The following is a 26,235-nucleotide window of genomic DNA, read 5'->3' as shown; positions in this document are numbered from 1 at the left end:
AAATTATTAAAGGAGAATCATCATGTCAGAAATCAAAACTATCACTACCGATCAAGCCCCAGCAGCTATTGGACCTTATTCACAAGCAAAAGTTATCAATGAGATGGTCTTTTGTTCTGGGCAAATTCCGATTGATCCTGCAACCAATGCAGTTGAAGCAACCGATATTGAAGGCCAAACACAACAAGTTTTAAAGAATGTCGATGCTTTATTACAAGCAGCGGGTTCTAGCGCTGATAAAGTGATTAAGACAACCTGCTTCTTGGCAGATATGGCTGATTTTGCTGTGTTTAATGAGCTTTACGGTCAATATTTCACGTCTAAACCAGCACGTTCTGCTGTGGCAGTTAAGACTCTACCTAAGAATGTCTTAGTTGAGATCGAAGTCATCGCTAGCTTATAATTATCTTTCTATCCCGTGAGGGATAGTTTTTTTATAAAGGAGACTATCATGAAGAAATGGATTAAAAGGATTATATTCAGCTTGTTTGGCCTTATCTTGTTGGCAGGAATTGCCTTATGTGTCTTCGTCGGTCACCAGATGGTTAATCAGTTGACCCACCTTACTGACCCACAATCGACGAAGCAAGAAACAGAGAATTTCTTAAAGGGGGTCGACTTCGATTGGGAAGCCTTTGAGAAGGACTATTCAATTGAGCGCGTCACTCTGGAATCTTCAAAAAAGGATCATGCGATCCCTGTTGTCTATTACCTCAATCCTTCAAGCAAAGGATTCTTTGTCTTGACTCATTATTTAGGGGGGACTAAGGAGAGTGTCTATCCTCTGGCTGAAAGGTTAATTAAAGCGGGCTACTCCTTTATAGCCTATGACCAGCGAAATTCGGGTGATAATACAGGATCGACGAATACCTTTGGTTTTCTGGAGAGTCACGACTTACTAGATGTTGTCAACCATGCCTTAGAACTTGGCCAAGGTCCTTTCTATGTCTGGGGAGCATCTTTTGGTGGGGGAACGGTTGCCCTAGCTGCTCCTGAATTGGAAGACAAGGTCCAGGCTTTGATTCTGGATAGTCCGATGAGTAATGGCAAGGAGATGACTCAACGCCAAATGGAAGACATGATTGATGAAATTGGCTTGCCGATGGACTACTTATTATGGGTAGGGGATTGGGGCTTACGTTTTTCTCAAGGCTTTTCATTTGACCAAACAGATGGGGTAAAGGCAATCCATGAATCATCGACCCCTTTACTGGTGATCCATGCCAAGAACGATGACATGACCCCCTATCATATGGGAGAGGATCTTTACCAGGCATCTGCTGCCAAGCAGAAGGAACTCTGGACGCTTGACCAAGGGGAACACGCCATGTATTTCTATGAAGATCCGGATCTCTATCTAGATAAGATCCTAGCCTTTTTAGCTGACCTCTAAGCAGGTTCTTAGCTGAAGTAAGCTGTAGGTGGTATAATACAAGTAGCTTATCAAAAGTGAAAATTTGAAAGGAAGGATGCGACATATGCAAGTTACATTTTTAGGTGACCCGATTGAAGTAAAAGGACAGCCAGTTCAAGTAGGCGACTCAGCCCCTGATGCCAAAGTCAAAGATATTCAAGGACAAGAACAATCACTCGCTGACCTCTTAAAAGGCAAAGTGACGGTCTTGAGTGTGGTACCAGATGTCACGACCCAAACCTGCCACCTGCAAACCAAGAAATTTGCTGAATTGGCAGCAGAAGGGGACTGGAATTTCTATACGATTTCACGCAATCTTCCGTCTGAATTCAAGCAATGGAATGAAGATAACCATTTAAATGTTCAGACCCTAACCGATGAATCAGGAGAATTTGGTGACCAGTATGGACTGGTGATTAATCTAGGGGGCAAAGAATTGCTAACCCGTTCCGTCTTTGTGGTTGATCCTCAAGGCGTAATTCAATATCGTCAGATTGTTGAAGAGGTTTCTGAACAACCGGATTATGATCCTGTCATTGAAACGGTTAACCGCCTCCAATAATTCTCACTGCTAGCCCGAAGGGGCTAGCATTTTTGTTTGACATTCGACCGTCCTTTTAAAGCAAATCTTGTCTAACCGTATAAATCATGTTAAAATGACTCTACATTCCTAATAAATAGACTATGAAGAGAAGAGTAGTTCTTAACCGAGACAGAGAAGGAATCCCTGGCTGAAAGTTCCTATTAAGAACGAAGGTAGCTTGGAGTCATAAAGTATGAACACATTGAATTAGTGCTTTACGGAGAAGATCTTCGATAACAAGAAAGAGGGATTACATACAGTAGTCTAAAATTAGGTGGTACCACGAAATCAACGTCCTATGCTGAGGCATGGGACGTTTGCTTTTGCTTGAGTTAGGTTGAATGAAGAAAGGGAAGTGCAATATGAAAAAAAGGGAAATGCCAAGTAAATATCATCCTCAGTCGGTGGAAGAAGGAAAGTATCAAGAATGGGTCGATCAAGGAGTCTTTAAGCCTTCAGGTGATCAAAAAGCTAAGCCTTATTCAATTGTTATTCCGCCTCCCAATGTGACAGGGAAATTACACCTCGGCCATGCCTGGGATGTTACCTTGCAAGATATGATCATTCGGTCTAAGCGGATGCAAGGCTATGACACCCTGTGGTTGCCCGGGATGGACCATGCGGGGATTGCAACCCAGGCCAAGGTGGAAGCCCGAATCAAAGAGGAAGAGAATCTATCGCGCCATGATCTGGGCCGTGAGCAATTCCTGGCGAAGACCTGGGACTGGAAAGAAGAGTATGCGACAATTATTCGTCAACAATGGGCGAAGATGGGAGTATCCGTCGATTATGACCGCGAGCGTTTCACCTTAGATGAAGGCCTCAACCGGGCAGTCAACAAGGTCTTTGTTGCTCTCTATGAGAAGGGCTTGATCTATCGTGGTGAATACATTATCAATTGGGACCCAGTGGCTCAAACAGCTCTATCGGACATTGAAGTGATTCATAAGGATGTCCAAGGCGCCTTCTATCATATTTATTATCCAATCGTTGGTAGCCAGGAAAAGGTAGAAATTGCTACAACTCGACCTGAGACCCTCCTAGGCGATACTGCCATTGCGGTGCATCCTGACGATGAACGCTACCAACACTTGATTGGGCAAAAGGTTCTCTTACCATTGGTGAACCGCGAGATTCCAATTATTGCGGATACTTATGTCGATCGGGACTTTGGTACTGGTGTTGTTAAGATCACACCGGCTCATGATCCGAATGACTTTGAGGTTGGAAACCGCCACGACTTACCACGTATCAATGTAATGAATCGAGATGGCACGATTAATGACAAGGGCGGGGCCTATGCTGGAATGGACCGTTTCCAGGCGCGCAAGCAAATTGTAGCAGACCTTGAAGCCGCTGGTTTATTGGTCAAGGTGGTTGACCACCTGCATTCAGTAGGTCACTCCGAGCGGACAGGGGCTATGGTGGAGCCTTATTTATCCACTCAGTGGTTTGTTAAGATGGCTCCCCTGGCTCAGAAAGCCTTAGACAATCAAAAGGGAGAGGATGCGGTGGAATTCTATCCGCCTCGCTTTGAACAAACCTTTACAACTTGGATGGAAAATGTTCATGACTGGGTTATTTCGAGACAATTGTGGTGGGGTCATCAAATTCCTGCTTGGTACCATCGTGAAACAGGTGAAATCTATGTCGGTGAACAGGCACCAGCTGATGAAGCAAACTGGGAGCGGGATCCGGATGTCTTAGACACCTGGTTCTCATCTGCCTTGTGGCCTTTCTCGACGATGGGATGGCCAGACCAGACTGCCGATCTTGACCGTTATTTCCCAACCGATACCCTGGTAACCGGTTATGATATTATCTTCTTCTGGGTATCTCGCATGATCTTCCAATCCTTAGAATTTACCCATCGCCGTCCTTTCAAGCATGTCCTCTTGCATGGTCTGATTCGTGATGAATCCGGACGTAAGATGTCCAAATCGCTGGGCAATGGGATTGATCCGATGGATGTTATCGATGAATATGGGGTGGACTCTCTACGTTGGTTCCTATCAACGGGGTCAACACCAGGACAAGATGTTCGTTATTCGACTGAGAAGATGGGAGCCGCTTGGAACTTTATTAATAAGATCTGGAACGCTTCACGGTACGTCCTCATGAATGTAGGTGATTTGGACCTGTCCTCGATTGTCATCGGTCAAGACTTGACTCTAGCCGATCGTTGGATCCTCTCTCGACTACAAGCGACCATTGAGTCCGTGACTCAACTGTTTGAGCGTTTTGAATTTGGTGAAGCCGGTCGCCAGCTTTACCACTTTATCTGGGATGATTACTGTGACTGGTACATTGAAATGACCAAGGAACAGTTACAAGATTCAAGTCAAGATTCTATAAAGACGAAGTCCGTATTAATCCATGTCTTAGATCAGTTCTTACGCTTGTTACATCCCATCATGCCTTTTGTAACAGAGGAAATCTGGCAACAAATTGCCCCAGAAGGAGCTTCCATCGTAACAGCTCATTATCCTCAAGTGGAGACGGCTTACCAAGATGAAGCGGCAGAAGTTGCGATGAGTCAATTGATCGAAGTGATTACAGCAGTTAGACAGATTCGTAATGAGATGCACACACCCTTATCTAAAGAATTAGCCTTGACCATCAAGGTGGAAGACCCCAGCGTTAAGGACCGACTCCAAGCGAACCGGGCTTATATTGACCGATTCTGCCATTGTTCGGAGTTAACTATTGATTTAGACCCGACGATTGAAGAAGAGATGGTCACCCAAACCCTGTCTTTCGCTCAGATTTTGATCCCACTCAAAGGGCTCGTTAAAATTGAAGACGAAATTAAACGATTAGACCAGGAAGCAGCCAAATTGGTCAAGGAAGTGGACCGGGTAGATAAGAAATTAGCCAATGAAGGCTTTATTGCTAAGGCGCCTCAGGCCTTGGTGGACAGCGAACGGCAGAAGAAAATCGATTATGAAAAGCAATTACAAGCGGTCAGAGACCGAATCCAAGAATTAAACCAATTAATTTAGATCTTATAGAGGAGTTTCATCAGCCATGAAATTTACAAGTGTTGAGGAGGCGACTTACTGGTTATTAAACCAAGTCAATCCCATTCCCCGTCCAGATATGACCAAGATGTATCAGGCCTTGGACTATGTGCAAAATCCACACCAGCATCTGCCAGTCATTCATATTACCGGTACTAATGGAAAAGGATCCAACGTTGCTTATTTGCGGGACTTACTGATGAGTCAAGGCTTTTCAGTTGGAAGCTTTACTTCTCCTCACATTGAGCGGTTTAATGAAAGGATTACGTTTAATCATCAAGAAATCCCAGATGAAGATTTGATCCGTTTAACCAATCGGTTGGTCGACCTCAATGACTATATGGAGAAGAATAGTGAGTATGGTCGCTTAATCTACTTTGAATTGTTTACCATTATGGCCTGTCTCTATTTCCAAGAAAAACAACCGGATATTTGTCTGATTGAAGCAGGAATCGGTGGAATGCATGACTGTACCAATGTCCTAGAGGGACAAGTGGCTATCATTACATCGATTGCTATGGACCATGCGGATATGTTAGGGGAGACGCTAGAGGAAATTGCGCTTGAAAAAGCGGGAATTATTAAGGACGGCCGCCCCGTCGTGACCGGTCTGATTCAAGCCAGTCCCTTAGCGGTGATTGACAAGTGGGCACAAGACCATCACGCCAAACATTATCAATGGGACCGTGATTATGGTGTACAAATGGTTCAAGAAACAGGACCGCTCGGTTCACAGTTTATAATGAGGAGTGCACATTTTCTTGCCCAGGACCTCCAAGTCACCATCGGGATGATGGGGGACCACCAGATCCACAATGCGACGACTTCGCTTGAGGCCTTTATGGCCTGGATGGCCCTTGAAGACCGGGTGATTAATTGGCCCAAGGCCATAACCAGTCTAGCATCGACACACTGGATTGGCCGCTTAGAAAAGATCCATGCCCAGCCAGCCATCTATCTGGATGGGGCCCATAATATGGAAGGCTTGATGGCTTTGAAGCAAGTTGTCGCTGAGAATCTTAAGGATTACCAAATTACCCTCCTATATGGCGGCTTGAAGAAGAAAAATCAGAAGGAGCAAATTCCTTTGTTATTAAGTTTTCCGGTTGAAGAAGTCTATCTCACCAGCTTCAACCACTTTGAGGCCATGGGCCAGAAAGATTTTGAAGAAATTTTGGCTCAGAAAGGATTGGCTGGCAGTCGACCAGCTAGCTATCTACCGGACTGGCAGACCTTTTTAATGGACTATATTCGTGACCATCAGGACCAAAAACAGGATCTTCTACTTATCACAGGTTCCCTTTATTTTGTTTCTGAAGCCAGGGCTTTTCTTAAGCAGCATAGGCAAACAGCTGAATAGCGCGTAAGACCTCCTTCACTTGTAATTATAGTAAAGGAGGTTTTTTATGACTCAAATTAAACAGGAAACTGCGAATATAATCCCTTATGACCAAAGACCAAGAGAACGGCTCGTCCAGAAAGGGGCTAAGAGTCTGGCTAACCATGAATTACTGGCTATTTTACTTAGAACAGGGACCAAACAAGAAAATGTCTATCAATTGGCCCTACGGATCTTAAACCATTTTGCCAGTCTCAATGAACTGAAGCAGGCATCCTTACAAGAGCTCAAACAAATAAAGGGAATTGGACCTGTCAAGGCGATTGAGATGCAAGCAGCAATCGAACTCGGTGCCCGGATTCAATTAAGTACTTTACCCCGCTATGGGATGATTCTTTCTAGCCAGGAAGCGGGGCAATGGATGGTTCAAGAAATGGCGGATTTACAACAGGAGCACCTCATCGTCCTCTGCTTAAACTCCAAGAATGAGGTGATCAAAAAACAGACGATCTTCATGGGATCGGTTAATTCCTCCATTGCCCATCCACGCGAAATTTTTAAGGAAGCTGTTAAATATCCGACAGCTCATTTAATTATTGCCCATAATCATCCCTCTGGTAATCCCGACCCTTCCAAGGCGGACCTATTATTCACTAAGCGAATGATTAGCTGCGGAGAGATGATGGGGATTGATCTGTTGGACCATTTGATTATCGGATCAGATCATTTTATTAGTCTAAGAGAAGCGACCGACCTCTTCGACTGATTATTCTCCGTCTTTCAACCGCATTTATCTTGAATAAACTCCGTCCTTATAAGGACCCTTTCGTGAGAATGACCAAGCATGGACCTCTTGGATCTCATTTCAAATGATGGTCGACGGTAGTTTTTGATCAGGATTTTTGCTATAATTTATGGAGTTATTTGAGGGATAGGAGAGGTGACAATGGCAGTCTTCGGTAAACAACGCTTAGGAATCGACTTAGGGACGGCAAACACTGTAATTTGTATTGCGGGCAAGGGAATAGTCCTACGTCAACCGACCCTTGTGGCCATTGATAAAGAATCAGGGGCGATCGAAGCCTATGGTAAGGAGGCCTACCGCCTGCAAGGCCGGACCTCCGATTCCTATGAGATGATCCACCCCATTCAGCGTGGTGTGATTGCCAATATGAGTGTCACCAAACAACTTTTGGCTCACTTTATAAACCAAGCGATTAACCTTTCCTTGTCCAAGCCTGAAATTGTCATTTCAGCCCCATCAAACATTTCGAAAGTTGAACGAAAGGCCGTTATTGATGCGATCCGGTCGCTAGGTGTCAACCGGGCCATGATTGTGGAAGAGCCATTTGCGGCGGCTATTGGTGCTGGGATGGCGATTGAAGAACCTCGCGGTAAGATGGTTGTTGATATTGGCGGGGGGACGACGGATATTGCCACACTTTCATATGGTGAAATTGTGAAATCCTTGACCGTTGAGAGTGCAGGATCTGCTATGAATGACGCGATTAAAGATGCTGTTCGGCAAGACTATCACTTAATTATTGGAGACTACACAGCTGAAACGCTCAAGATCGTCATGGGCAATGCGAACTATCAGGAGCCGGAAGATCAAGACCATCTCATCGTGAGTGGACAGAAGATGGGGGCTGGAGTGCCGGCTCGTGCGAAGATTTCAGCTGCAATGGTTGCTCAAGCGGTTAATCATGGAATGGTGCCGATTATCAATGGCATTAAGCAAGTCTTTGAGCAAACACCTCCCGAATTAGCGGCTGATATTATGGAGACGGGGATCGTTTTAACCGGTGGTAGTGCCTTGTTGAAACGGTTACCAGAGCGAATCCAAGCTGAAATTGGGGTGCCGACTCGTTTGGCTAATTTGCCCTTGGATAGTGTGGCATTAGGAACGGGCCGCTTGTTCGATGAATTAACACGACAATCCGCAGTGATTGAGCAAAAATTACGCCTCTAAGAAAGAAGGTCCAGAATGTTTAATAATAAACGATTAATTGCAATTCTCATTGGTGGAATTGTGATTGTCAGCTTAGTAGCTTTCTCTTTATTTAATTCAACTAATAATGTAGTGAAGATGGCCGTTAATGAGACCGTAGCTTGGACAGGACGGGTTTTCTCTAAGCCAGTGGACATGGTCCTCGAGTTCGTGGGATCAGTCGATGATTTAATCAATACCTTTGAAGAGAATGAGACCCTTAAGGGAAAGATTGACAAAGTCAATGAGATGCAAGTACGTATTTCGGACTTAGAGACAGAGAATGAGAAGCTGCGTAAGGAGCTCGACTTGAAGAATTTATTGTCTGAATTTACGACTAAGAACGGGACCGTCATCTCCCGAAATCCTGACCAATGGACGGAGACCTTGATTGTTGATGTTGGAGCGAATCAAGGAATCCAAGAAAATATGGCAGTTATGGCTGGTAATGGCTTAATCGGCCGTGTGATTGAAGTCTATCCGACTTCAAGTAAAGTCTTGCTCCTCACTTCCAAACAGTCCACTGAAGGCATGGTTTCTGCCCGGATTCAGACGGATAAGAAAGGAAATTCAGCGATTGGTGTCATCAGTGACTATGATCCAACCAAAAAGCAATTTATCATGACCCAAGTCGCACCAGATGCTAAAGTAAAACCGGGTGACCGGGTGATTACATCCGGGCTAGGAGGGGTTATTCCCTCGACCTTATTAGTGGGCGAAGTGGTCTCGGCTGAGATGGACACCTATGGCCTCTTTCAAATTATTAAAGTTAAACCAGCAGGTGAGATGAATGATATTCGCTTTGTGACGGTGATTATCAAGGAAGGGACAGATCAGGGTGAATAATCTCTTCAATAAAAAAACCTATCAATTAGAGCGCAATCTCAAAGCAGTTGTGCCCTTGATTCTTTTGATCAGCCTAGTCATTGACTCAGCCCTACCAACGCTTTTCCCGAAGGCCTTTATTGGGCAAAACCAAACCATTATTTCTCACCTAGTGGTCTATTACATTATTGCCTTTGCCTTTTACCTGCGAAACTCTTATATTCAACTGTATGCTCTGGTCTTTGGCCTAATTGCTGACTCTTATAACACCACCCTGCTAGGCATCTATACAGTCTTATATTTTCTTTTAGCCCATTTTATCTTGATGATTCGGAAGTACTTTCCTCGTAATGCGATCATTCATTTCATGCTCTTTATTGTTTCGATCACAGTGATCGATTGGTTGGTTTATTTCTTTTACCTGCGGGTTGGCTATACAGATCTTAGCCTGACGGAATATATTCTTACGCGGTTGGGACCGACTTTAATTTTCAATACAGCCCTTTCCTTCTTTATGTATCTACCCACGCGTGGACTCCTGCGCTGGTTGGGCTATGATGATCATATTATTTTTTAGCCGGAAGGGAACCAGGGACTGATAGATTTCTAAATAAGAAAGTCTAGACGGTGGAGAAGTAATCCTTGCAGTAAGCTTGTCTTTAATTGTGACCAGTGTTATATTAATTAAGAGGTAGGTGAGGCTACTGATAGGATATGGGTTACCACCGCGTATCGATGGAGACATTGAGAGTTGGTTAACAGTTTGGATCGACGATAAGGTTTAGACTAGTGTAATTTCACCGCCTATCAAAGCTAAAGCTTGAACGATTGATAGCTCAAGATTTTAAGACCCTATCGCTTGGTGGTAGGGTTTTTTTCATTGAATTTTATTATAAAGGAGTGGTTCGATGAGTTGTGATGATTGTCCAGTTCCCTCGGTGCCTTGGTGCCTGTCATTAACTTCACCTAAACCTCAAATTTATAGTGAAATGAGGAATGAAAATGAAGGGACTACTCGAATTAAATAAACACGATTTGATGGTTGAAGTTAACCGATTAAATCAGCTGCATGAGGTTGACTTGGCAGCTTATATGGAAACCTTAGATTCAGAAGAGTTTTTACTGATGAGTCATTTTCTTGAAAAAAAACAATTGGCTGAGGCTTTTGCGGAACTCAGTCGTGACTACAAGCAAGAAATGATGAACCACTTGAATGATGAAGACCTGAGAGTGGTTGTTCACCACTTGGACTCAATGGAGCTGGTTGATACCATAAAGGAATTGCCAGCAAATTTAGTGAAGCGGCTTCTCGGACAATTAGATGGAAGTAAGCGATCATTAATCAATCAATTATTGGGGTATCCGGAGGAAAGTGTTGGATCGATCATGGGGGTTGAAATGGTCAAATGTCTGGCTGAAGAAGATCAAGCTCAGATCTTAACTAAGCTAAGCAATTCCAAGTTCGATCCAGAATATTTACAAATCATCTGGATGATCGACCATAACCAGCACTTGGTGGGCTACTTATACTTGTCTGATCTGATTCGTTATCCGCATGACGATTTAAATACCATTATTCAAACTGATGTCATCTCTGTTAAAACATTGGATGACCAAGAGTTTGCTTCAAATATTATGAATAAATATCATCTCTCCCTGCTGCCGGTTACCGATGAAGAGGGGTGTCTTGTGGGAGTCGTCTCTGCTGATATTATGCTGGATGTTATGGAAGAAGAATTCTCGGAAGACATGGCATCGATGCAGGGGATGGGAGGAATCGATGAGGATTATCTAAAAGTCCCCGCTTTTGTTCACTTCAAGAAGCGGATTGTGTGGCTGCTCATTCTGATGGTGACCGCGACCCTAACGGGCTATATAATTCAGCGTTATGATGCGATTCTTTCGGGGAGTGTAATCTTAGCTGCCTATATCCCCATGCTGATGGATAGTGGGGGGAATGCCGGAGGGCAAGCAACGACCGTAATCATACGTTCACTCACCTTGGGAGAAGTTGCGCTCAAGGATGCCGCCAAGATTTTTTTGAAAGAATTTGAGATTTCGATTATGGTTGGAATTTGCATGGCACTTCTTAATATGGTTCGAATCATGGTGATGGACCAAGTTTCGATGATGGTGAACCTGACGGTCTCATTATCGCTCTTATTGACGATTATCATGGCAAAGTTAGTTGGCAGCATGTTACCCCTTGTTGGGACTTTCTTCAAACAAGACCCGGTTGTAATGGCTGGTCCTATATTAACGACCGTTGTTGATACTTTCTCGCTCTTGATCTACTTTGAAATTGCCTCCCTTTTGTTGGGCTTGTAAGCTAAAGTTAGGCTAATCAATTTCCAATCAAAATGTCTAATTTTTTATGCTTTTATCTGACAAAAGAGTGGCACCGCTCCAAAAGCAGACAGGAGCAAATGAATCAAATCACTGGGGACTGCCCACTAAACTCAGCTTTAGTGGGCGGTCCCCTTTAATTAAGCAAATGGGACTGCCGTCTTTATTGATCTATTTTCCTATTGATTTTAAGAGGATAATGGACTAAGTAAATATTTTTCTTAAACATGCTGTGACAGGAGGGCCTTTACCTTTTACAAAGCGACTTTTAATAGGCGGTCAAAGCTTGACAGTCTCGTAGTGTTTTGCTAGAATAGGTCTGTTGTATTTGTGTAGCACCACAACTGCAACCGCTCATCATTGAGTCTAAGTGTCTTGGACCACTCAATATGGCGAGTCTAAGTGTAGGTAGTTTCTACCGAAAATCTATATTATAGGAGGTGCTTGAATGTACGCAATTATTAAGACTGGCGGCAAACAAGTTAAAGTTGAAGAAGGCCAATCCATCTTCGTTGAGAAATTAGACGTTGCTGAAGGAGACAAGGTTACTTTTGAAGAAGTGGTACTTGTAGGTGGCGAAGGCGAAACAAAAGTTGGCTCACCATTAGTAGCAGGTGCAACAGTAGAAGCAACTGTCGAAAAGCAAGGACGTGCTAAGAAAGTTGTGACTTTCAAATATTTACGTCGTAAAGATTCTCACCGCAAACAAGGTCACCGTCAACCTTATACTAAATTAACAATTGACGCGATTAAGGCCTAATGATTGAGGTAACCATCGGTTGGCTGAATCAGGAAGGGGATCTTGATTTCCTTGAAGTCTCGGGTCATGCCGGCTATGGGGACTATGGCCATGATATTGTCTGCGCAGCGGTTTCAAGTCAGGTCATTTCCTTTGAGAATTCTTTGGACCATCTCTTAGACCTTCCAGTCAGAGTGGATGTCGACCAGGAAGCAGGGGGATATTTGCGACTCGACCTGAGTCAAACCAATCAACCTTCTAAGCGAGAAGCAGTCCGTCTCTTAACGCGACACGTCATTTTAGCTTTAGAAGCGATCGCAGAAACTTATCCTGAAAATATACGAATAATAACGAATAACCATTAGGAGGTGCAGCTCATGTTAAAATTAGATTTACAATTATTTGCAACGAAGAAGGGTGGAGGTTCGACTCAAAACGGTCGTGACTCTATTGCTAAACGCCTTGGTTCTAAAGTAGCCGACGGTGAAGAAGTAACTGGGGGAGCGATTATCTACCGTCAACGTGGAACAAAGATCCATCCAGGACACAACGTAGGTCGTGGTGGCGATGATACATTATTCGCTAAAATCGACGGCGTTGTGAAATTTGAACGTAAAGGTAAGAAACAAAAACAAGTTTCTGTATACCCAGTAGCAGTTGAAGCATAGTTTGCTTTCTTATCAGCTGTTCCTATTCAACCGGTTTGGTGGAAGTCATCTGCTTCTATCAACCCAATAAATGATAAAACCCAAAAAACTCAGTGGCTGTGGCCACTGAGTTTTTTTAGCTTGTGAAGTCATCATGCGACAGGCGGAGCAGGCCAGGAGTCAGTCTTCACTGGATCTTAGTTATCATTCTATTAAGTTCAAGGAAGGAAGAAGGAAGACTGTCCTTTAATAAATGTCGTCATCCACTCATGATTTTGGTGGGTTAGCTTTCTTAATAATTGTTTAGCGAGAGGTATTCCTGGTAACCTTCCTTAAACCGATATTGGCCCAAGAAGCTGGCTTGACCGGTTTTTAAGTCCATTTCCGCAATAGTGTGGTTACTGGTTAGCAGTTGACAGGTTCCATCCTCTTGTAGTTGAGTGACCTCCATACTATAGTCTGGTAGTCCGTCTTGCATGGCTTCATCGAAAGGATAGGGGTCGCTGGCCTTTTGCTTGTGGAGGTCGTATGAGATTAAGTCCGATCCGGTTTCCCGGTTGATCAAGAAGAAGAGATCATTTTGGGTGGCCGCAAGCAAACTAACATTAGCTTCTTTATCCTTTAGTGTGAAAGAGGCTTCCTGCCACTTCTGTTCCTTTAAATCAAAGTATTTAAACTGCTGTTGCGGGTCGCGATCCTGATCACGTATGTTTAATGCAACATATGGGGCCTGCAAGCTAGCGTTTTTGGCAGGAGTGGCAATGTTTCGATCGTTCCAAATTTCCCAGTTTCCTATGAATTGGGAGCTTTCTTCTTCACTCTGTTGGTGGATTGACTTGAAGTCTGCTTCCGGATCACTCAGGTCTAATTGATAGATATGATAGTCAGCACTTCCATCTTGGTGGGAGTAGCCATTGACTAAAGCATACAAATGCTGGTCGATGATGCGGGCCTGGACGGATGAGATTTGGAGGTCACGTTGATTGATTAGATCACCTTGTAGGTTCAATTCCTTGCTTATTATTTGATGGCTCGCTCGGTCTAATAGGGTGAAGTGGATACTGCCTTGTGGCTGATTGTCAACGAATGGGATGGTGTATAAGAGACCGTAATCCTCATTTAGGATGTAGTTGTTAGGTCCTGTGAGACGGTTAACAAATTCGGGGTCTGTTTTTTCTAAGGCTTGGATGTCTGGGTTGGCTAGAAATTCCGACTTTTTGAAGGAGAATTTACTCCGAATAGGGTAGGCTTGATCCTCATGGATAAGTCCCCATTTCATAGTCGCAAAGGCCCCAGTCTCTCCTTCTAGATAGAATATTTTATTGGGACTATAGATCGTTTGCGTTTGGCTTCCTTTAATTGGAATCAGTTGCGCTCGAAGGGCTCCGTCCTGTTTGAAAATAAAGAGCGCAATGCTAGCAAAAATGACGAGGGTAACGATGAGATTTAGAAGGGCTTTCTTTTGATAGTTCATGATGGTTCACATCCTTATTTATGTATTTTCGGCATGATCAGATCGTTAGCCAGCCAATCAGCCAGGATTCCTAAAGCAATGTTAATGATCAGGAAGGGAAGGTATAAATCCCAAGAGGCGGGGAGGGAAATATAAGAAGGTAGGGTCACAAGCCCCACGAACAATAGAATCATGAAAACAAGGTATAAGAGTCCTTGTCGCCAGCTATAAGCTCGTTCAATTAGAATGCCAAGAAAGAAATAGGCAATGAAACTAATCCAAGTTAAGATCTGCAGGATGGAGATTAACCAATGATCTGCAAAGAAGAGATCAAAGGGTGAATTAAATTTAAAGATCATATGGATGGGCATATCCGATAAATACCGATTGCCCAGAAAGATGGTAAATAAGAAGTGATACAAATAGACAGTCAAGAAGACAAGGGCAACCATCAACATGAAATAATAAACTAAGGTTAATTTCTTGGCCCAGAAGAGGTCGGACCGTTTAATTGGAGCAGCTAACCACCGGCTAATCATCTGACTGGATCCTTGCCAATCTTTATACCAAATAATAAAGCAAGCGATTGGCATCGCCAGAATTCCAAGCAGGGCTCCCGTCGTGGTGATATTGCTGTATAAGGATAGCGGGGATAGGGGGGAGCTAGCTTGACTATTCCTCATGAGGAATTTGAGAACAAAGTAGAAGGTGGTGATTATAAAAATAAGCCCCACTGTTAGCCAATACCGTAACATTTGTTTCATTTCAAAGTAGGTTAATTTTAAGATGTTTTGCATTTATACCAACTCCTTTCGCATCCATTCAACAAGTGAGAGCTGTTCATTCTCACGGACATCTTCAAGATAGGCTGATCGAACAACTTGTCCTTCTTTTAAAAGAACCGCCCGGTCAATGAAAAATTCTACATCATATAATTCGTGGGTTGTTACCAAGACGCCGCAATCTTGTTGGATAAAATTACTAAACAGCTCCAAAGTCTGTTCACGTGAAAAAATATCAATCCCAGCGAAGGGTTCATCTAATAAGAGATAGGGTGTATCAAGGGCTAAGCCTAACATTAGATTCAACTTGGCCTGATTTCCCTTAGATAGGTTCTTGATTTCCTGCTGATCATTTAAGTTAAAGAAAGCTTGAATATCTTCAGCTCGACGAGGGTTCCACTGGGGATAGAATTGGGTCATGAAGTCTTTTGCCTCCTTGACCCGCATTTGAGGGAGCAGGTTTAGGTGGTCGGATACATGGGCAATTTGTAGATTGGGTCGCTTCAAAGGCACTTGGTCAATTAAGATTTGTCCCTTGTAATTTAATAGTCCGGCAATACAGTTGATGAGGGTGGATTTACCTGTTCCGTTGACCCCAACCAGGCCGGTAATTTCACCTGGCTTAATGTCTAGGTTAATTTGGTCTAGAATTTGCTTCTTGCCATAAGCTTTACTTAGGTTTTGAATCTGTAACATGCTTGATTTCCTCCTTATTCACTTGATACTTTTGACGCAATTGGTCAATGACTGTTTCGAGATCCATATCTAGATCTCTCACTAAATAGCACAGGGCCTGCAGACTATGAACCAGTGCCTCGTTTTTTAATTGGCGAAGGCAGACCTGATCAGTCGTAACGATTGAGGGACGATTAGGGGGGGTGACGATGATTGCGAGATCTTCCATTTCTTTAAAGGCCTTCTGGACGGTATTAGGATTGACTTTCCATTCTTGGGCCAATTGCCTCCGGGAAGGTAATTGATAGCCGGGGGGATAGTCACCTCGGATGATGCGATCTTTGACTTGCTCGATAATCTGCGTATAGATTGGCTGATTGCTAGTAAAATTCATATTTCCACCTCCGATCTGTATTATGTACACCATACAGATCAACTGTATTATACACACCATACAGATGGTTGACAAGTATTTTCTTAAAAAGTAGTATTCTATCATAATATTGTCCATGAAATTATATTCTGAATACCCTTATCTATTAAAGAGGTGATATGGTATAATATAAATAAGAATTTAAATAGAATTAGATGATAAAGGAGGAAGAGAATGGATTTAGTCGTTGACAAATTAAAAGAAGTACTGGCTTTTGTCCTGCCAGTAATTTTGATGGTTATTTTTTTATCCTATTTTTTTGTGGATGTATCGGGCGAGATGTTAGCGCGCTTCTTTATTGGAGCTTTTCTCTTAATTTTGGGTTTAACCATCTTCTTATTGGGAATTGATATCGGGATGGCTCCTATTGGAGAGGCCATGGGAAAGGCAGTTGCCCATGCGGATACTCGCTTATATTTAATCGGTTTGTCTTTTTTAATTGGTTTTTCAGTGACTGTCGCTGAACCCGATTTGTTGATTTTGGGGCAGCAAGTTTCAGAAGCGATGGGTGGCTTGATCGCTCCAATGGTGATTGTGGTGGTCGTCTCAATCGGAGTTGGCTTTCTCATTGTGTTTGGAGTTTTGAGAATTTTAGCTTCTTTTCCTATGAAGTATTTCTTTGCCATCTTTTATGGCTTGATCTTGCTTTTATCTATTTTTGTGAGTATGGATTTTGTTGCAATCGCTTTTGATGCTTCCGGAGCAACCACTGGCGCCTTGACAACTCCTTTTATCCTCGCCTTATCCGCTTCTGTATCGGCCCGTAAAGGGGGAAAGAGTTCTGAGAAAGATTCCTTTGGTCTAGTTGGGACCATGTCGATTGGACCGATTGTCGCCGTCCTCCTCTTATCGATGGTGATGGGGGCCCGTTTTGAAGGGCAGGCCAGTGAGTATGTCTATACCAGTGGGATCTTGACTCCTTTTGTGGCAGCCATTGGTCATACGATTCTTGAATCCCTCATGGCTTTAGCGCCACTCATTATTATTTTTGTGGTCATGAACTACCGGCATTTTAAGTTACCTGCTAGAGAAATGAGTGACATTTTCAAAGGGATTACTTACACTTTAATCGGCTTGGTCTTATTTCTGATCGGGGTCAACCAAGGTTTTATGGATATGGGACGGTTTCTCGGTTCTCACTTGGCGCAATCCTATCAAACCCTCATGCCATTTATCGGCTTTGTCTTAGGAATGGTAGTTGTGCTTGCTGAACCAGCTGTTCACGTGTTAGGGGACCAGGTCGAAGAAGTCACAGGGGGCTTTATCAATCAGAAATTACTCCTAGGTTCCTTGTCCATCGGAGTTGGGCTTGCTTTAGGGGGATCCATTTTACGGATTATGCTGCCACAAATTGCCATCTGGCATTTCTTATTACCAGGCTTTCTCTTAGCTTTAATCTTAACCTTCTTTGTGGATGACCTCTTCACAGGGATTGCATTTGATGCGGGTGGAGTGGCATCAGGCCCGATGACAGCAACCTTTATTCTAGCCTTTGCCCAAGGGGCGGCTGATTTTACGCCAACGGCTGATCTTGTGACCGATGGCTTTGGTGTGATTGCAACGGTTGCGATGACACCGATTGTCATGATACAATTGCTAGGCTTGATCTTTAAGATTAAATTGGCAAGAAGCACCAAGAAATAGGAGGTAGATGATGAGAACGGTATTATTTCTAGCCATCGTCAAGAAAGGCACCGCTTCCTTCTTCTTAGAGCAAGCGCGCAAGGCGGGGGCTACAGGTGGCACAATCATATTAGCGGATGGAACCATTTCTAGTCCCTTGATGAATCTATTAGGCTTACATGATTCTAAAAGAGAAGCCCTCTTGATGTTGGTGGACAAGGAATTTGAAGCAGAGATGCACCAAGTGTTGGCAGTGGAATGTGAATTACCTAAGAAGGGCAAGGGAGTCTTATTCTCCTTTGATACTTCAAGTGTTTATGGTAGTCATCGACTCGGACATGATTTTATAGAAGGAGAGGGTAAGATGAGTCCTTATCAAATGGTAGCAGCAATCGTTGAGCGTGGTAAAGCAGATGATGTGGTGCAAGTAGCGCGCCAAGCAGGTGGTCAAGGCGCAACCATCTTGCATGGACGTGGCTTGGGTAGCGAACGGACTTCCAAGATCTTCAATGTTCAAATTGAACCCGAAAAGGAAATTATCTTGATGGTTGTTGAGTCTGACAAGGTTAGGAATATTGCCCATCAGATCAGTACGGAATTGGATATTGACCAACCGGGAGCAGGTATTATCTTCTCTATGGCCGTGAATAATGCAACAGGCTTATTCACATCCTAGATTCGAACGCAATCGACCTCAGAGATGGAATGATAAAGTTCACCGTTCTGAAAGGTCAATTCGATCGTTAACCGATAGTTTGATACACTAATGCTTGGATAGCAGGTATAAATGAATAAACACCGAATGCATCTCACAGGAAAGGATCGCCTTAAAGGGCCTTCCAGTGATTAGACATTCGGTGTCTTTGTTTTTAATTATTTTAAGCAGTTTATTAATGGTGTGCTAAGACGATAGCAGGCGCTGAATAAAATTTTATAGGATTTATTTAGGATGGAAAATAGCCTTGACCTCTAGATAATCTTCGATACCGTATGCACCCCGCTCGCGACCTAAGCCTGATTCACGGTAACCGCCGAAGGGGGCAAAGTGATGCTGGCCAGCCCCATTTATAATGATGTTACCAGTGCGCATTTGGCGTGCAAAGTCAAGGGCCGCTTGGTCTGGCCCAACCACAGCACCTGACAGGCCGTATGGGGTATCGTTGGCAATTTCCAAGGCTTCCTCTGGGGTTTCATAACCTATAATGACGAGAACTGGACCAAAGATCTCCTCGCGGGCAATGGGCATCTCATTGGTAATCCCACTAAAGATTGTAGGTGTCACATAGAAACCTTGGTCCGGACATGGCTTGGGATTTGAAACGATTCTTCCTCCACTTGCCAAGCCTTCTTCAATATACTTCAAGACAGTGGCTTGTTGCTTGGCTGACACGAGCGGACCGATAACTGTATCTTCTTGGTCAGGATCGCCCATTTTTAGGCTGTCCAAATAGTCACGGGCTACTTGCTCGACTTGAGCGACGAGTTGGTTTGGGACGATTAACCGACTGAGGGCCGTACAGATCTGACCAGAATTATAAGTCAGGGTATCGAGAGCAGTCTTAACCGCTAAGTCGATGTCCCCTTCAGGTAGAAGCACTAAAGGTGATTTGCCGCCTAACTCGAGGACCAATTTCTTGACGCTGGTCTTCGCCTTATCATAGAGTCTTTTACCGACTTGGGTTGAACCCGTAAAGGAGATCAAGCGCACATCCGGATGTCCAGCTAAATAATCCCCTGTTTCAGCCCCTGAGCCCGTGATGAGGTTAAAGACCCCAGCTGGTAAGCCTACTTGGTCAATAATTTCAGCTAGAATCATCGCCGCTCCAGGTGTCTCAGTCGCTGGTTTAACGACCATGGTATTCCCTGCTAATAAAGCGGGCGTCATTTTGCGTTGAATCTGATTAAGTGGGAAATTCCAAGGACAGATGGCCGCAACGACACCAAAACCTTCCTTGATGATGGTTGAGTTGTCAATTGTTTGTTCGAAGTCGATTGCCTCTGAGGCTTGGATACTGGCTTCTAATTCTTCTGCAGACCGCAAGACCTGTTGATAGGCAACATAGGAACGGCTAGATCCTAATTCTTGCACGATCGAGTCGATAAGGTCGTCTTGACGTTCGCGGATGCCATCGGCAATCTTTTGTAAGTAGTTAGCCCGTTCTTGGCGAGGTAATTGATTCCATGCAGGGAAGGCCGCCTTAGCTGCTGAGACGGCTTGATCAACATCCTCTGGATTGGCCATTTGGACTTGAGCGATGGCTGCCTCAGTCGTTGGATTGAGAACTTCACGTTTTTCTTGGCTAGAGGCATCCTGCCATTTGCCATTAATATAGAGTTGGTATGTCTTCATTGTCATTCCTCCTTCTTACTTAACTATGTTAGAAGAAAGCGATTTAGATGGCAAGGAATAAGCTAAGGGCGGTATCAATATGAAGGATAGGTGATTAGGATCCTAAAAAAGACAGCCAAATCTTATGTTAAGCAAAGGTCTGTAAGATTAAAGATCTAACAAAATAAAGAAAACTCTCTGTTTAAATGAAAGGGGCTTGTTTTGGTGCAAAGTATTTAACTGTTAGTGAATAATCCGAAGTTGTGTGATTGCAACTTTAATTTTTTTGGATGGAAATGGCATAGTTATATAGTTTTTCAGCCGTCTCAAGTGTCATATTCTCTATTTTTGACGGGTTACTTTTTTTCATATATTTATAGATGGATTGCTGCGACAGCCCGGTATTTTTTGAAATTTCAGTCGCACCGTGGTTATCTAAGAGCCATTTTATTGTTTCGATTATTTCGCGCATTTATTCACCTACTTAAAGATTAACCTTAAAATAAAAACTATTAAGATCGTCCAGACTAGAAAAGCTTTCCAATCAAAAGGATGTCTATAAGCTTTAAACTTGATTTTCATTTTGTTATACTGGCCATGGAAGATGAGAGGGCTTAAGCCCTCCCCATTCTATGTGCCATTCAATGCTGATTATAACAAGGTTAATTTTGAAGACTAACTTGTTTTTCAGTTTTGAATGGTTTTTGCGTTTCCTGCGCCTTTCTATGGCTGTTCTCCTTTCTCAGTTATGCGAGGCATCTCTCAACCTCTATTTTTACTACAACAACTGACAAGCTGTAGACCTTGCTAATTGTTCGAGATGATGAAGTAATGGGGAAAAATAGTTATTTAACTTAAAATCTGTTATAATGCTTAGCAAAAAGCTTCAAAGGAGGATTTATGACAAAGTTAAATTGGAACGAAATCCAGGAAGAGGCCAAAAAGGTTGAAACCAAACGTATGAAAGAACGCCTATGGACCCAGCGCATTGTTCGCATTGTGGCAATCATTTTACTGGTTTTAGTTATTTCAGGAAGCGTATGGACTTACTTTACCATTCACAATGCATTGAGTCCAGTCGATGCCAATAGTCAGGAACCGGTTGAAGTGACAATTCCCATTGGATCGACCTCCGGAGACATCGCCCAGATCCTAGCCGAAAACCAGCTAACCTCATCCAGTCAATTTTTTAATCTCTATATGAAATTCAAGGGCTCCCATGCCTTCCAAGCAGGACACTATGAATTTACCAAGAGTATGAATGCGGATCAATTATTGAAGACTTTGGAAGAAGGGGGCGAGCCGATCTTTGTCGATGTGGATACGACCCTGACGGTCGTCGAGGGGATGCAATTAGAAGAAATTGCTGAGATGGTGGCAGAAAACACCTCAATAGAGGTGGAAGAATTCCTGAAGACCGCCAATGATCCTCAATTTCGTGAAGAATTAGAACAAGCCTTTCCATCCTTACTAAACCCTCTAAAAGAAATCGATGACTTGAAGTATCCGCTTGAGGGTTACTTGTTCCCAGCAACTTATGATTATATTGCGGGAATGACTAGTCAAGACTTGATAAAGGCCATGGTCGGAAAATCAAACCTAGAATATCAGAAGTTGAGTGAGAGTCTAGCCAATACTTCCTTGACCTACCATCAGGTATTAACACTTGCTTCAATTGTTGAAAGAGAGGCTGTTACAGACGAGGATCGGGCTTTAGTGGCGGGAGTCTTCTTAAACCGCTTATCAAATGGCATGCCGCTTCAATCCGATATTACGGTTTCTTACGCTTTAGGCGAACATAAGGAGTTAATCACTTATCAAGACCTCGAAGTGGATTCTCCCTATAATACCTATAAGGTAGAGGCCTTGCCCCCTGGTCCAATCAATAGTCCCAGTCTCTCATCGATCCAGTCTGTTCTGACACCAACTTATACCTCTTACTTGTATTTTGTGGCTGATATGAAGACAGGCGAGATCTATTACTCAGAAACGCAAGAAGAGCATGATGCCTTAGTTGAACAATATGTACAACCCTTGTTCGATGAAGCGACACAAGAAGCAGCGCAAGAGTAATCCAAGTCGATCTGATCTGGTAGATCGATCTACTAGCCGACTGAAAAATCATCTTGCATATTTTTGAGACATGTGGTATTTTCTTATTATTAGTTTTGAATCCATTAGGTGAAGCTTTTAATCACCAAATAATAGATATTAGCGCAATAGCTGATCACCAGTAAGTCATACTTGTCGATGAGTGAAGTGCGGGGGCGGGAAAGAGCTAGACTCTTGTTCCGCTCCCCTTTTGCGTATCCAATACAAAGGAGTAGGATCATGGGAAAAAGACCAATTGTGATTGGAGTCACAGGGGGCTCTGGTTCAGGTAAGTCAAGTGTGAGTAAGGAAATCTTATCACAGTACACTGAATTATCTGTTCTCGTCTTAGCTCAAGATAATTACTATAAGGACCAGAAGCATATGCCTTTTGAAGAGCGGCTGAAGACCAATTACGACCACCCCTTGGCCTTTGATAATGATTTGTACTTCCAGCATATTCAAGCTTTTATGGCAGGAGAGACCATTGAGGTGCCGATCTATGATTATGTTCAGCATACTCGGTCCGATCAAGTGAGCCACGAAATCTCACGTGATGTTCTGATCTTAGAGGGAATTTTATTATTTGAAGATTCACGGATTCGCGACTTATGTGATATTAAGGTCTATGTGGATACAGAAGATGATGTACGCCTAGCGCGTCGTATCCAGCGCGATGTGATCGAGCGGGGACGGAGTGTGGAATCGGTCCTCAAGCAATATCTTGAAGTGGTTAAACCAATGCACCATCAATTTGTGGAACCAACTAAGCGGTATGCCGACATTATCGTCCCTGAGGGGGGCCATAATCACGTAGCCATTGATCTCTTAAGCACAAAAATACATTCAATTATCAATTAATTTAAAGGAGTTTGTTGTAATGGTAGAAAAGACTTATCCAATGACAATTCAAGGAAAAGAAAAATTAGAAGCAGAATTAGAAGATTTAAAGGTCAATAAGCGTAAGGAAATCATTGAACGGATTAAAGTGGCGCGTTCTTTTGGTGACTTATCTGAGAATTCTGAATATGAATCCGCCAAAGACGAACAAGCCTTTGTAGAAGGCCGAATTTCGACTTTGGAGAATATGATACGCTTTGCAGAGATTATTGATGACCGTGATGTGGCAATGGACCAAGTGTCTCTTGGACGTCAGGTAACCTTCAAAGAATTACCAGATGGAGAAGAAGAGGCTTATACGATTGTGGGATCCGCTGAAGCAGATCCGATGGCTTTCAAGATCTCTAATGATTCACCCATGGCGAAGGCCTTATTAGGTAAGAAAATTGGCGACACGGTCATGATTGAAACACCAGGAGGATCCTTCGAAGTGGAGATCCTGAAGGTAGACAAGGCGCAATAGGAGAAGCAGAACCTAGGCTTAGGCTTAGGTTTTTTGTTTATAAACCGACACTTCTATGAGATAATAGAGATAATCAGGGAAGGGGGGCAAAGAAGTGAAGCAATTCTTTAAGGAACGAATTTTTTATGCGATTCTCTTATGCTTGGGGTTAATCCTTTTAGAATTAGTCACCGATTGGCACTACTTGATCCTTTTTGGGGTCGGTATGTTGCTCGTCACACTATCGATTTATATCAAACAATCCTTTCTCAATCGTTTAGCCCTTGGCTTAGGCCTATTGATTGTCGTCTTGACGATTGTGTTGACTCGATCTTTCTGGTTATTGACCTTGACCGTATTCTTTTCTTTCTTTATTTTCAGGGGGGATCAGGGGCATGAGATGGGCAATCTATCCGAAGCGGTTCTCCATCCAAGAAGTGATCTATTGGGGGATTATTATGGTATTCAATTGGTAGCCCCCCAGTCGAATCAGCGGACTATTCTGGAGCATAGTTCCTTATTCAATTTGCGTCAAGAGCAACCAACTACCTATGAGTGGGATGATATTAATTTAGTTTACTTTGGTGGTAATTCCATTATTGACTTAGGCAATACCATTGTGCCAGAAGGGGAGCACATCGTGATGGTCCGTAAATTATATGGGCGGATTCGTCTGATCGTGCCCCGAGATATTGGGTTGAGCCTGAATATCTCTTTGGTAACAGGGCGGGTCCTCTTTGAGCGGCAAGATTACTCCTTGACCTTGGAGAATTTCCGCTGGCGGACCCCTGATTATGTGAAGGCCAACCGTAAATTAAACCTAGTGGTCTCGAGCGTAATCGGGGATGTCGAGGTGATCATCTTATGAATCTACAATTATGGTTTCGCTTATTTATTAACCAAGTCTTTATCGGTCTCGTCTTTATTGGGCTTGTCTTGGGTGTCTGTTTCTTCTATGTTCCTGGCTTTGAATGGGGCTTTCTCTATACCACGATGATCTGGCAGGTTCGCCTCTTTGTCTGGCTCATCGGCCTTGTGATTGCCCTATCTGCCTTATACAGCCTTCACATTTCTCTGGCCTTAAATAATACCTATGAGCTGATTCGGGCCAAAGTGAACTGGCTACTCTTAGGGAAGTACCACCATCCAATCTTTAACCAGGAAGTCAAACAGCGGTCTTGGTATGACAATGATTCCATCCTGTCCCAGGATATTGATCGATTAAGAGAAAGACTCGTCCTCTTGACCCAAGACCTGCAAGAGTATAGTGCTGCCCCCATCTTCGTCGGCCAAGAAACCAAGGAAGAAATTATCGAGAAGGAGCGCAGTCGTATTGCCAGAGAGTTGCATGATTCGGTCAGCCAGCAACTCTTTGCGGCCATGATGATGCTGTCAGCGATCACGGAAAGCTATGATGAACGAGAGAATCCTATGCTAGCCCGTCAATTAAAGAAGGTGGAGGCGGTAATCGGCAATGCTCAAGTTGAGATGCGCGCCCTCTTACTCCACTTGCGTCCCGTCGATCTTCAAGGCAAGTCCTTGAAGCAGGGGATCACATCCTTGCTCTTAGAATTGAAAGAGAAGATCCCTTTGCAATTGACTTGGGACTTAGATGACCCGAAGCTTGAGACCGGGATCGAAGACCATCTCTTCCGGATTGTTCAAGAGGCCATTTCCAACACCATGCGTCATGCGAATGCCAGTCATTTGGAGGTCTATCTAAGAGAGAATCGTGACACCATCACCATTCGAATTGTGGATGATGGGCGGGGTTTTGATGTTAAAGCCAGTCATAAGTTAGGCTCCTATGGCTTGCAGAATATGCAGGAACGGGTTCAGGGGATGGGAGGCAATCTTGCCATTCTCTCTTCTCCCAATCAAGGAACTGTTGTGACTGTAAAAGTTCCCTTTAAACCGATTCAAATACCTGAAGTTGAGATAGAAAAGGAGCAGATCCATGATTAAAGTACTATTAGTTGACGACCATGAAATGGTCCGTTTAGGAGTTTCTTCTTATTTAGAGATCCAAGAGGATATCCAAGTGGTAGGTGAAGCAAGTAATGGGTTGATGGGGTATCATTTAGCCTTAGAATTACGTCCGGATATTATTCTCATGGACCTTGTGATGGACACGATGGATGGGATTGAGGCGACCCAGAAGATTCTTGCAGAATGGCCCCAAGCTAAGATTATTATTGTGACTTCTTTTCTCGATGATGAGAAGGTCTATCCAGCGCTAGAAGCAGGGGCAATCTCCTACATTCTCAAGACCTCTTCAGCCCAAGAGATCGCATCAGCCATCCGTTCCACTTATCAAGGAGAGAGTGTGATGCAAGAAGAGGTTACCCAAAAGATCTTGGACCGCGACCTGGAGGAGAGTCAATACCAACTCCATGATGACTTAACGAGTCGCGAACGGGAAGTCTTGGAATTGGTTGCTAAAGGGTACTCTAATCAAGCAATCGCAGATGAATTATTTATTACCTTGAAGACGGTCAAGACCCACGTTTCGAATATTTTATCCAAGTTAGAAGTGGATGACCGGACCCAAGCAACGATTTATGCCTTTCAACACCGTCTAGTCGATTAAGTAGATTATTTTTA

General features: G+C 43.5%; 27 protein-coding genes, 1 riboswitch and 1 other annotated feature. Of the genes, 21 read left to right on the top strand and 6 right to left on the bottom strand.

Annotation, left to right across the window (positions count from 1 at the left end; genetic code table 11):
• Window positions 1–31 precede the first annotated feature (31 nt).
• The 13 genes from HMPREF9708_RS00685 (at window position 32) to rpmA (ending at window position 12,924) form a co-directional block, all read left to right on the top strand.
• Window positions 32–403, top strand: coding sequence for a RidA family protein (locus HMPREF9708_RS00685; protein ID WP_269534835.1), 372 nt, complete (start codon window positions 32–34; stop codon window positions 401–403).
• A gap of 48 nt (window positions 404–451) precedes the next feature.
• Window positions 452–1,393, top strand: a complete 942-nt coding sequence (locus HMPREF9708_RS00680) for an alpha/beta hydrolase (protein WP_006308006.1) — start codon at window positions 452–454, stop codon at window positions 1,391–1,393.
• An 85-nt stretch (window positions 1,394–1,478) separates the two neighbouring features.
• Window positions 1,479–1,976, top strand: coding sequence for a thiol peroxidase (locus HMPREF9708_RS00675; protein ID WP_006308005.1), 498 nt, complete (start codon window positions 1,479–1,481; stop codon window positions 1,974–1,976).
• A gap of 383 nt (window positions 1,977–2,359) precedes the next feature.
• Entirely contained in the window at window positions 2,360–4,999 is a 2,640-nt protein-coding gene (locus HMPREF9708_RS00670) for a valine--tRNA ligase (RefSeq protein WP_006308004.1), read from the top strand.
• 25 nt (window positions 5,000–5,024) lie between these two features.
• Entirely contained in the window at window positions 5,025–6,377 is a 1,353-nt protein-coding gene (locus HMPREF9708_RS00665) for a bifunctional folylpolyglutamate synthase/dihydrofolate synthase (RefSeq protein WP_006308003.1), read from the top strand.
• Window positions 6,378–6,423: 46 nt separating this feature from the next.
• Window positions 6,424–7,122, top strand: a complete 699-nt coding sequence (radC, locus tag HMPREF9708_RS00660) for a RadC family protein (RefSeq protein ID WP_006308002.1) — start codon at window positions 6,424–6,426, stop codon at window positions 7,120–7,122.
• A 180-nt stretch (window positions 7,123–7,302) separates the two neighbouring features.
• Window positions 7,303–8,328 (top strand): rod shape-determining protein, encoded by a 1,026-nt coding sequence (gene mreB, locus HMPREF9708_RS00655; RefSeq protein WP_006308001.1) that lies wholly within the window; start codon window positions 7,303–7,305, stop codon window positions 8,326–8,328.
• A 15-nt stretch (window positions 8,329–8,343) separates the two neighbouring features.
• Window positions 8,344–9,192 (top strand): rod shape-determining protein MreC, encoded by an 849-nt coding sequence (mreC, locus tag HMPREF9708_RS00650; protein WP_006308000.1) that lies wholly within the window; start codon window positions 8,344–8,346, stop codon window positions 9,190–9,192.
• On the top strand, window positions 9,185–9,748 hold the full coding sequence (gene mreD, locus HMPREF9708_RS00645) for a rod shape-determining protein MreD (protein ID WP_006307999.1): 564 nt from the start codon (window positions 9,185–9,187) through the stop codon (window positions 9,746–9,748). The genes mreC and mreD overlap by 8 nt, the downstream gene beginning before the upstream one ends.
• 103 nt (window positions 9,749–9,851) lie before the next feature.
• A riboswitch (M-box (ykoK) riboswitch) is annotated at window positions 9,852–10,010 on the top strand.
• A gap of 163 nt (window positions 10,011–10,173) precedes the next feature.
• Window positions 10,174–11,499: a magnesium transporter gene (gene mgtE / locus HMPREF9708_RS00640; RefSeq protein WP_006307998.1), complete on the top strand. Its 1,326-nt coding sequence runs from the start codon at window positions 10,174–10,176 to the stop codon at window positions 11,497–11,499.
• A 356-nt stretch (window positions 11,500–11,855) separates the two neighbouring features.
• Window positions 11,856–11,927, top strand: a sequence feature (ribosomal protein L21 leader region).
• A gap of 38 nt (window positions 11,928–11,965) precedes the next feature.
• Complete coding sequence (rplU, locus tag HMPREF9708_RS00635) at window positions 11,966–12,277, top strand: 50S ribosomal protein L21 (protein ID WP_006307997.1); 312 nt, start codon at window positions 11,966–11,968, stop codon at window positions 12,275–12,277.
• Window positions 12,277–12,621, top strand: coding sequence for a ribosomal-processing cysteine protease Prp (locus HMPREF9708_RS00630; protein WP_006307996.1), 345 nt, complete (start codon window positions 12,277–12,279; stop codon window positions 12,619–12,621). The genes rplU and HMPREF9708_RS00630 overlap by 1 nt, the downstream gene beginning before the upstream one ends.
• 12 nt (window positions 12,622–12,633) lie before the next feature.
• A complete protein-coding gene (rpmA, locus tag HMPREF9708_RS00625; protein WP_006307995.1) occupies window positions 12,634–12,924 on the top strand; it encodes a 50S ribosomal protein L27 in 291 nt (96 codons plus the stop codon).
• Window positions 12,925–13,195: 271 nt separating this feature from the next.
• Here rpmA and HMPREF9708_RS00620 read toward each other — a convergent pair whose 3' ends face one another.
• The 4 genes from HMPREF9708_RS00620 to HMPREF9708_RS00605 are packed head-to-tail and all read right to left on the bottom strand — an operon-like array spanning window position 13,196 to window position 16,207.
• Window positions 13,196–14,377 (bottom strand): hypothetical protein, encoded by a 1,182-nt coding sequence (locus tag HMPREF9708_RS00620; RefSeq protein WP_006307994.1) that lies wholly within the window; start codon window positions 14,375–14,377, stop codon window positions 13,196–13,198.
• Window positions 14,378–14,391: 14 nt separating this feature from the next.
• Window positions 14,392–15,153: an ABC transporter permease gene (locus tag HMPREF9708_RS00615; protein WP_006307993.1), complete on the bottom strand. Its 762-nt coding sequence runs from the start codon at window positions 15,151–15,153 to the stop codon at window positions 14,392–14,394.
• Window positions 15,154–15,834, bottom strand: a complete 681-nt coding sequence (locus HMPREF9708_RS00610) for an ABC transporter ATP-binding protein (RefSeq protein ID WP_006307992.1) — start codon at window positions 15,832–15,834, stop codon at window positions 15,154–15,156.
• Window positions 15,809–16,207: a GntR family transcriptional regulator gene (locus HMPREF9708_RS00605; RefSeq protein WP_006307991.1), complete on the bottom strand. Its 399-nt coding sequence runs from the start codon at window positions 16,205–16,207 to the stop codon at window positions 15,809–15,811. Before HMPREF9708_RS00605 ends, HMPREF9708_RS00610 begins: the two co-directional genes overlap by 26 nt.
• A gap of 213 nt (window positions 16,208–16,420) precedes the next feature.
• Here HMPREF9708_RS00605 and HMPREF9708_RS00600 point away from each other — a divergent pair, with 213 nt between their 5' ends.
• Window positions 16,421–17,890 carry a DUF1538 domain-containing protein gene (locus HMPREF9708_RS00600; protein WP_006307990.1) on the top strand — a complete coding sequence of 490 codons (1,470 nt, stop codon included), beginning with the start codon at window positions 16,421–16,423 and terminating at the stop codon, window positions 17,888–17,890.
• A 10-nt stretch (window positions 17,891–17,900) separates the two neighbouring features.
• Window positions 17,901–18,545 carry a P-II family nitrogen regulator gene (locus HMPREF9708_RS00595; protein ID WP_006307989.1) on the top strand — a complete coding sequence of 215 codons (645 nt, stop codon included), beginning with the start codon at window positions 17,901–17,903 and terminating at the stop codon, window positions 18,543–18,545.
• Window positions 18,546–18,809: 264 nt separating this feature from the next.
• Here HMPREF9708_RS00595 and HMPREF9708_RS00590 read toward each other — a convergent pair whose 3' ends face one another.
• Window positions 18,810–20,219 (bottom strand): aldehyde dehydrogenase family protein, encoded by a 1,410-nt coding sequence (locus tag HMPREF9708_RS00590; protein ID WP_006307988.1) that lies wholly within the window; start codon window positions 20,217–20,219, stop codon window positions 18,810–18,812.
• Window positions 20,220–20,475: 256 nt separating this feature from the next.
• Window positions 20,476–20,670 (bottom strand): helix-turn-helix domain-containing protein, encoded by a 195-nt coding sequence (locus tag HMPREF9708_RS00585; protein ID WP_006307987.1) that lies wholly within the window; start codon window positions 20,668–20,670, stop codon window positions 20,476–20,478.
• 428 nt (window positions 20,671–21,098) lie between these two features.
• Between HMPREF9708_RS00585 and mltG the strand changes: the two genes are divergently transcribed.
• The 6 genes from mltG (at window position 21,099) to HMPREF9708_RS00555 (ending at window position 26,221) form a co-directional block, all read left to right on the top strand.
• Window positions 21,099–22,271: an endolytic transglycosylase MltG gene (gene mltG, locus HMPREF9708_RS00580; protein ID WP_006307986.1), complete on the top strand. Its 1,173-nt coding sequence runs from the start codon at window positions 21,099–21,101 to the stop codon at window positions 22,269–22,271.
• A 258-nt stretch (window positions 22,272–22,529) separates the two neighbouring features.
• Window positions 22,530–23,150, top strand: coding sequence for a uridine kinase (gene udk, locus HMPREF9708_RS00575; RefSeq protein ID WP_006307985.1), 621 nt, complete (start codon window positions 22,530–22,532; stop codon window positions 23,148–23,150).
• Window positions 23,151–23,169: 19 nt separating this feature from the next.
• Entirely contained in the window at window positions 23,170–23,652 is a 483-nt protein-coding gene (greA, locus tag HMPREF9708_RS00570; protein WP_006307984.1) for a transcription elongation factor GreA, read from the top strand.
• A 94-nt stretch (window positions 23,653–23,746) separates the two neighbouring features.
• Entirely contained in the window at window positions 23,747–24,499 is a 753-nt protein-coding gene (gene liaF, locus HMPREF9708_RS00565; RefSeq protein ID WP_006307983.1) for a cell wall-active antibiotics response protein LiaF, read from the top strand.
• Window positions 24,496–25,596 carry a sensor histidine kinase gene (locus tag HMPREF9708_RS00560; RefSeq protein WP_006307982.1) on the top strand — a complete coding sequence of 367 codons (1,101 nt, stop codon included), beginning with the start codon at window positions 24,496–24,498 and terminating at the stop codon, window positions 25,594–25,596. The genes liaF and HMPREF9708_RS00560 overlap by 4 nt, the downstream gene beginning before the upstream one ends.
• On the top strand, window positions 25,589–26,221 hold the full coding sequence (locus HMPREF9708_RS00555; protein ID WP_006307981.1) for a response regulator: 633 nt from the start codon (window positions 25,589–25,591) through the stop codon (window positions 26,219–26,221). The genes HMPREF9708_RS00560 and HMPREF9708_RS00555 overlap by 8 nt, the downstream gene beginning before the upstream one ends.
• The last annotated feature ends 14 nt before the right edge of the window (window positions 26,222–26,235 follow it).

Source organism: Facklamia languida CCUG 37842 (genome assembly GCF_000245795.1).
Lineage (GTDB): Bacteria > Bacillota > Bacilli > Lactobacillales > Aerococcaceae > Facklamia > Facklamia languida.
Note: the sequence above shows the minus strand (reverse complement) of the source record. Positions and strands in the feature narration are given on the sequence as shown.